This is a genomic window from Novispirillum itersonii (genome assembly GCF_014205675.1).
In the GTDB taxonomy this organism is placed as follows: Bacteria; Pseudomonadota; Alphaproteobacteria; order Rhodospirillales; family Rhodospirillaceae; genus Novispirillum; species Novispirillum itersonii_A.
The window spans coordinates 1-7,498 of the sequence record NZ_JACIIX010000032.1; the positions used below are offsets into that span (position 1 = coordinate 1).

Below are 7,498 nucleotides of genomic sequence, written 5' to 3' on the forward strand. Positions count from 1 at the left end.
ACCAGATCGGCCAGAAATTCCGGGATGTCGGCCATGTCGCCGCCCGCCCAACTGATGTTCTGGACGAACTTGCGGTGGATCACCTGTTCAGGAGATTCCGCGTGAATGGTGCACATGAAGCCGGTGACACCGCTGTTGAGGGCAGCGAGGGCGGCAAAGGCGTTCTGGGTGCTGATTTCCCCGAACAGGATGTTGTCCGGCGTGATGCGCATCATGTGATCGTAGAGTTCCCGCCACGTCACCATGCCGGAGCCGGTGCCCTCCTCACGGGCCGCTAACAACCCCACTCCATCCCAGAACCGCCTGATGTGCAGTTCCGGGGTGTCCTCGCAGGCCACCACCCGCCGATGATCGGGGATTTCGGCCAGCATCAGGTTGAGCAGGGTCGTCTTGCCGGTGTTGGTGGCCCCGGAGACGATCAGGTTTGCCCCCTCCGTTATCTTGCCCAGCAGGTAATCACGCAGGGCATCCGAGACGCCCAACTGTTGCCACGTCGGGGTGAACGGGTGCTTACAGCGGATCGCCAGTGACAGATCGGTCTGCACCGAGGTCCCGACCAGCAGTTCAAAGCGGTGCCCCTCCGGCAGGACGCAGGACAGCTTGACGTTTTTCACCCCGTCGAAGCTCACCCCGGCGCGGTTGCCGAGCACGCTGGCCATCTTTTCGAGCAGGCCCCGGTTCAGCGCCGGATCCTCAATCAGGTGTTTTTTCTCACCCCGCCGGTCGATCACCACCGCGCCCGGGCGGGACATGCGGATCTCGACCGTGGCCGGGTCGGAGTAATAGCGGGACAGCGGGGCCAGCAGCGGCGTCAGACGGAGGTTTCCGGGCCGGTGCAGCAGGGCCGGAGCCTGCCCGGCATGTGCCGGGCAGGCTCCTCCTTCCTGTGATTGGATTGTGTGGAGTGCGTTCATGACGATCTGCCCCCCTTACCAGCCGGTTTCAGGCGGGGTGGTCAGCTGGACCGTGGAGGCGCGGGACGTCAGCACATCCGGGGTGCCATTCGGGTACTGCGGCAGCCAGTCCCAGACGTGGATGGTTATGTTGGCATCGGAGTACACCGTCGCATTGCCGCTATATGCCGGATCGCGCTGATAGGACGCCTGCAAGACCACCTGCGGATAGGTGACCGGCGAGCTGGTCCATTCAAAGACCTGACTGACATCCTGATAGTTTTCGCGGTTGCGATAGACAAACCGCCCGGCATCCCGGCGGATCAGCTGGTGGGACATGATCCATTCATCGTGCGTGTATTCCCCATTGTTGCTGGTGTACGTGGAGGTCGTCCCATAGCGCCACGCACCCACCACAAAGTTGCGGGTGGCCATCAGCACCTTGTCACAGACATTGCCGCCGTTTTCCGGTGCCCCGGCCCCGATCGGCAGGTTGTAAATGGTGCTGTCCGGGCGGCGGTACTGGTCGGTCTTGGCGGTCAGACGCCACGCCGTGCAGCCTTCATAGGTGCTCTGGCCGGTGCGGCTGGTGGTCTGGGTGACGTACTCGTAGGGAATGGCGGTGGTGCCGGGCAGGATGGTCGAGGTGTTGATCACGTACTGCCCGGTCGGGGCGTTGATGAACACCCGGCTCTTCTGGATGCTGGTGCGGTTGCCGTCGTTCATTTCCCAGCCTGCCGCCGTGATCTGGTGCGGATAGGTCTGGCTGCCGGTGTGGCAGGAGTTGATGTATTCACGCCGACCGGACCGCATGTAGTAGTCGCGGACACTGGCATAGGAGACGCCTGCGCTCAGGTCATGCACCCAGGTTGACGGGGATTCACACCCCTCCTGTGTGGTGTAGAGATCGAGCGCCGTGGTGTCGGGGGTGCATTCGGTGATGTACCGGGGCTGACCGCCGACGATGATCTGGGTGCGGTACTGGCGGTAAACCTTGCGGTTGTCCTGCCGGATGATGGCATTGCAGATTGAGCCGCCCGCCGCGTCGTCATAGACGTTGCTGTGCGGATAGGTCGCTTCGGTGTCGCTGCACAGCACAGCGTCATAGATCACCTTGTTCAGGGTGTACTTATAGCCGCCCTGCTGGGTGGATTTCCCTGCCGCGAAATCGTGGCGGATGGTGCAGCCATCCGTGGTGGCGACCAGCGGCACCGGGTTGACGGTCTTGCTGTCCATGCAATCCCGCACCTGCACCTTGGCATTGAGGTGATTGGTATAGGTCAGGGTGGCCTGCGGAATGGCCTTCAGCGCGTCAAAGTCAAGTTTGATCGGGCAGGCCGCCACGTCTTCCGTGATCGGGAAGACCTTTTCGTTGTCATTGGCGCAGTCGGTGGCCTGCACCGAATCCCCGTTCTTGTTGACGTAGTAGAACCGGCTCCGCGCGGTGGCGGTCATCTCGGTCAGGTCAACGCGATAGGTGCAGTTGAGGTAACTGCTCAGCAGCGGGAACGAGGTTTCACTGTCTTCACAGGCGGTTTCGCTCTTCTGGTTCCCGGCAATGATGGTGGTGACGGTTTTGGTCTGCTGGATGGCCTTCAGCTTGCCGGTGTCGATCCGCACCGGGCAGCCCTGTTCGGTGATCTCGCGGGTTTCGGTGGTGGTGCAGCCCTGCACCTCAACGTCCGTGTTGAGGTGATTGCGGTACTGCAATTTCGATTGCAGGGTGGTCAGCCCGCCGGACACCAGTACCGGGCATGACTGTTCGGTGATGCGGTAGACCTTTTCCGGATCCGGCGAGCAGTCCGGGGCCACGGCAACGGTGCTGCCGTTCGGCCCGGTGTAGGACATGCTGAACTGGGCGGTGGCGGTACGGGCTCCGACATTCACCACATAGGGGCAGGTTTGATAAGACTTTGCAATCGGATAGCGGGTGCCGCCATCCTCGCACGGGGTTTCGCTCTTCTGGTTATTCTCGACCGTAACGATTTTGGTCTGCTGGATGGCGACCAGATTGGCGGCGTCAATGCGGATCGGGCAGCCCGACGCGGTGACTTCGCGGGTGCCTTTGACGGCGCAGGGCTGGACCTCAACATCGGTGTTGAGGTGGTTGCGGTACATCAGCCGGGCGCGGGTCACGGTGACGGAGCCGTTGACCTGATCCCCGCACGACTGTTCGACGATCTGGAAGACCTTTTCCGGGTCCTCGGTGCAGCCGCCGCCGACCGGCACCGTGCCGTCGGGGCCGGTGTAGGACTGGCTGTAGCGGGCGGTGGCGGTCTTCCCGACCAGATCGACCGCGTAGGTGCAGCCCTGATAGGTCTTGCTGATCTGGTAGCGGGTGCCGCCGTCCTCGCACGGGCTTTCGCTGCGGCTGTCACCGGAGACGGTGACGGTGCGGTTCTGCTGGATGGCGACGCCTTGCCCAACGTCCACGCGGATCGGGCAGCCGTCTTCCACCACCTCGACCGAGGTGGTGGTTTCTTTCTGCGTCAGGGTGCCCGGCTGCGGCGTGGTGTAGCCTGCCGCGTCCGGGTTGGCGGAGGACCGGCTGCCCATGCCGTTGGCGTTGGAGGTGGTGCTGGACTTTTCGGAGGTTTCCTTTTCCTCCTTCTTTTTCTTCTCCACCTCCTCAACCTTTTGCAGGCGCTTGAGGGCTTCGATCAGCTGCACCTTGTCGCCTTCAATGACGACGGGTTCATCGGTGGAGAGGGTTGTTGCCTTCAGCGGGAACTGAGCGGCGAACTTGCTGGTGTCGAGCGCCTCGATGCGGCCGTCTTTGCTGACACCGGCCAGCACCATCTGACCGACCAGCTTGTTATCGACGCTGACGTAGCGGGCGAAGGCATTGCCGGTGACGCCTTCCAGCAGCGGCTTGGGCACTTCGGGCACGTTGACCAAAGACAGATCAAGCTGCACCGGCTGGTTTTCCGGCAGCGGCGTCACCGTCTTAGGGCGGCTCTGGATCTTCACGATGGCGTTCAGCTCGTCCATCGTGCCGGGAGGTGTTGCGCCCGGCTGGCCGGGCTGGGCCGGGGGTGTGGTCTGCGTCTGGCCGGTGGCCGGGGTGGCCGGGGCCACGGCTTTGGCCCCGGCGGCGGTCTGGGCCGTGGCCGCTGGGGGCACCGTCGCCCCGGCCAGCAGCAGGGACACGGCAAACAACGCGGCAGAGAGAGATTTCTGCATCGGATGCCTCATTCAGAGAGAGACGAAGAGAAGGGCTAAATCACGGGCTGGAAGACCGTTTGACCGCCGTTGGTCACTAGTGACGATCAGGATCCGTCGGGGCCGAGGGATGAACGGTGTGAGCATCGGGATCTGGTTGATTGGCTTGAAGTCCATGGTCGGGGCCGGGGTCGGAGCCTCGGGTTCCCGGTCGGCGGTCTTGTCGGGGGGCGCACTGCCCTGCGGTGTGGTCATGACGCCTCCGGAAATGCGATGTACCAGTCCTTGTCCGGGCGGATGTGGATACGGGTGCCCTGCGGAACGGTGATGATCGGCTTCAGGTCCATGGTCTGTTCGAGGACCTTGGCGCTGATCTCGCCCAGCCGGGTGGACAGCTCCTGTGCCCCGGCATCGCGTGACTGCGTGGCGGCACTGGCGTTCTGCTTATCGGTGGTCTGGGTGACGGTGGTGGCGTAGCGGACGGCGGTGCTGATGCCGGTCAGGGCGAAGGCGGTGCCGTAGCGCTCCCAGAAACGGTTATCGACCTCGCCGGAGGTTCCGGCGCGGCCCTGCTGGTCGATCAGCAGGGAGTCCAGCCCCCGGATTTCGGCGCGGTGTCCGGCAATCAGGGCACGCTTGCAGGCCAGTGCGATACGGGAGGACCCGATATCCTCGGGAGCCTGATAATCACAGATCAGGCGGGTGCCCTTGGGCAGCAGCAGCTTGCGCCCGTGATAGCCGAACACGTCCCGTGCGGTCTGGATCACCACCGTACCGGTCTGGTCCCCGCCGATCTGGCTGTTGATCGACGTTTCGATGATCCCGGCAATGTAGCGGTCGGCGGTGATGATCCGGGTGTTATCGACCGGCTGGCTCGATACGCTGCGCTCTGACTGGTACTCCGCCGGTTTGCGCGGGGTCAGCGGGCCGAGATCGGCCCCCGGATCAGGGGTCAGGCCGCCTGCCGGAACCGACATCGGGCCGAGCAGGCCCCCGGCGGGCAGGCTGGCCGGAGCACTGGCAAGCTGCATCGCATCCGATCCCTGACGCGACCAGATTGCCTTGATGGCCTCCGCCACCGGATCCGGGGCGGGCGGCGGTGGCGGTGGCGGAGCCGGAGGGGGTTCGGGCTGTGGGGCCGGAGCCGGGGGCGACACGGGGGCCGCCTCCCGGATCACCACCGGAGGGAAGACCGGCGGTGCGGGTGGAGGAGCCGGAGGAACCACCGGCAGCGCCCATGCCTTGGGGTCATCCTGCGGCATGGCTTCCGGGGGCACCGGCGGTGTGGCCTCAACGCAGTGCCCCGCGATGGTCAGCCCGACCGCCAGCGCAATGTCGCAGACGAGGCTCATTCCGCCTCCTTCGGCACCAGATGCGCCTCAAGTCTCCACACCCAGCCTTTCGGCGGTGTCGGGAGTAACATCACAGGCCACTCATCCCGTAGCAGCGGTGGCGGTGGTGGGAAAACCGGCGGTGGAGGTGGCGCTGGCAGATTCCATGCGGGTGCGGGGACTGGCGGCGGCGGGTCTGGCGGCACCGGTGCCGCTTCCCGGATGATGATCGGCGGGAACTCCCGAACCGGGGCCTCGGTTGCCTCGGCCATCCCGCAGTGCCCGGCGAGGGTGGTTCCCAGCATTAGGGCGATGTCGCAGACGAGGCTCATCAGGCATCACTCCCCTTGTAGGTGATGCACAGGTAGCTTTCGCCGGACTTGAGGGTGATCTTCGGGCGAGTGCTTTCGATGACGAAGACGTCACCCATCACGCGGGTGTTCACCAGCTCGTCGATGCCGTCCACTACGACGTAGGCGGTTGGCAGTTCGGTGCTGGTCCACTTCCGTTCGCCGTATTTGATGTAGGTGAAGCGGTCATCGCGGAACACGGTGTCGGGTTCCATCGTGTCGTCATTGCCGGACAGCCGGTATTGGCCCCAGCCCCGCAACTTGCTCGGATCGAACGGCGCATCCTGCACAAAGTCCTGCACCGGGGAGGCTTGCGGATCGGCCCCGGCGAAGGCCTGCGCCAGACCGGACGCCGCCGCCTGTTTGGCATTGACCGGGGTATTGCCAGCCTTGCCCTTGTCGTCAGAAATCTCCGGAACCGCCATGTCGGCGACATCCTCGGGCATCGAAACGGTGCCCTGAATGCGCACCACGAAGTCGGTGATTTCGACGGCGTTGAAGCCAATCGCCCGGAGATACACCGGGTAAATCGCGCCGCTCTTGCCGTAGATCAGCAAGTTAGTGTCGTAGCCGTGGCCCACAGGGCGCACCGCCAGTCTGCCCTTACCGCGCTGGCTGACCTGAAAGCCCCGCTGGTCCCCGAGATCGACGCTCTCGATCACCTCGCCGCGCGGCAGTTCGATGGTGGTGACCATCCATTCGCGGACCTGCACCTTGTAGGAGCAGTCGGCGCAGGCATCCACCGTGTAGATCCCGGCCTTCTGGCTGGCATCGTCCCAGATCTGCTGGATCTGACCGGCAGAGCGCGGGCGTTCCAGATAGCCGTAAACGCCTTCCTGCTGATTGTTGGCCTGCATGATCACCGAGGCCGGGGGCGGCATCCCGGCAGACGGCGCGGCCATCATCGCCGGAGTGGACGGGCTGGCAGCCATGGCGGGCTGCTGGTTCGGCGGCACCGGGGCCGGGCCAGCACTGCGGGCGGTCTGGGCGAAGGCCGACGAGGTGGCCACGGTCAGCGCAAGGGCGCTGACGGCGGCAATCAGGATCTTTTTCATGGGAGAGGTCCGTGTCATGCCGGGCGCTCCTTGAGGACGAGTTCAAGGACGGTGACGCCGAGCGGATTGGTGTATCTGTCCTCGGCCCGCACCGACTGCGGGCGGGTTTCCATCGCCAAGAACGCCTGTTTGCGCTTGGTGCTGATGGTCCGGCCCTTCAGGGTGTCGGTTTCAGTGAAATCGACGACCAGTTTCCGGTCGGCGGTCATGCCGGGAACCGTGGTGACGGTTTCGATTTTCACCGTGCGGATCAGGCCGCTTTCCAGCGTTTCGGCCATTTCCTTGGTGTTGAGGAAATCCTTTCGGAACCGCTTCCACCAGCGGCCATCACTCATCAGCGCCGCTTCCTTGTGGCGCTGTTCCTGCGTCACCGCGTCGATTTCCAGCACCAGCCGGACATATTGCCGCGCCATGCTTTCGAGGTAGAGCTGGAAGCCCTCGGTGTCCTCGGTGATCGGCTCGACCTTGTAGAGCTTGTCATCCGGGCCGTAGGTGCGGACCAGCGCCACTTCCGTGGTCTTCAGCGGGGACATCGCCCCGATGGCGTTGGCCAACACCACAACGGTGGCCAAGAGGCCAACGTTGGTGATGGTGGACAGCCGCAGCAGCCACGCCTGCCGGGCGTAGGCCGTCGCGAAGGCGTAGGGGTCGGCGTTCACCACGCTTTCGTGACGGTGGGGCGAAGCCGGGGGGGCGGACGGTGCGGC

At 64.4% G+C, this 7,498-nt stretch carries 6 protein-coding genes; 1 reads left to right on the forward strand and 5 read right to left on the reverse strand.

Going from position 1 to position 7,498, the window contains the following annotated elements; all coding sequences use genetic code 11:
* From FHS48_RS19710 to FHS48_RS19720, 3 genes are all read right to left on the reverse strand, one after another.
* A partial coding sequence (locus tag FHS48_RS19710; protein ID WP_184266672.1) for an ATPase, T2SS/T4P/T4SS family occupies window positions 1–914 on the reverse strand: 914 nt, incomplete at its 3' end.
* Window positions 915–929: 15 nt separating this feature from the next.
* Entirely contained in the window at window positions 930–4,076 is a 3,147-nt protein-coding gene (locus tag FHS48_RS19715) for a hypothetical protein (RefSeq protein ID WP_184266675.1), read from the reverse strand.
* Between the two features lie 230 nt (window positions 4,077–4,306).
* Entirely contained in the window at window positions 4,307–5,407 is a 1,101-nt protein-coding gene (locus FHS48_RS19720; RefSeq protein WP_184266678.1) for a TraB/TrbI/VirB10 family type IV secretion system protein, read from the reverse strand.
* Window positions 5,408–5,462: 55 nt separating this feature from the next.
* Here FHS48_RS19720 and FHS48_RS19725 point away from each other — a divergent pair, with 55 nt between their 5' ends.
* Window positions 5,463–5,612: a hypothetical protein gene (locus FHS48_RS19725; protein ID WP_184266681.1), complete on the forward strand. Its 150-nt coding sequence runs from the start codon at window positions 5,463–5,465 to the stop codon at window positions 5,610–5,612.
* A 105-nt stretch (window positions 5,613–5,717) separates the two neighbouring features.
* On the opposite strand, the gene FHS48_RS19730 is transcribed toward FHS48_RS19725, so the two are convergent.
* Both FHS48_RS19730 and FHS48_RS19735 read right to left on the reverse strand, forming a co-directional pair.
* On the reverse strand, window positions 5,718–6,809 hold the full coding sequence (locus FHS48_RS19730; RefSeq protein ID WP_184266684.1) for a TrbG/VirB9 family P-type conjugative transfer protein: 1,092 nt from the start codon (window positions 6,807–6,809) through the stop codon (window positions 5,718–5,720).
* On the reverse strand, window positions 6,806–7,498 hold a 693-nt coding region (locus FHS48_RS19735; protein ID WP_184266687.1), incomplete at its 5' end, for a VirB8 family type IV secretion system protein. The genes FHS48_RS19730 and FHS48_RS19735, both read right to left, overlap by 4 nt.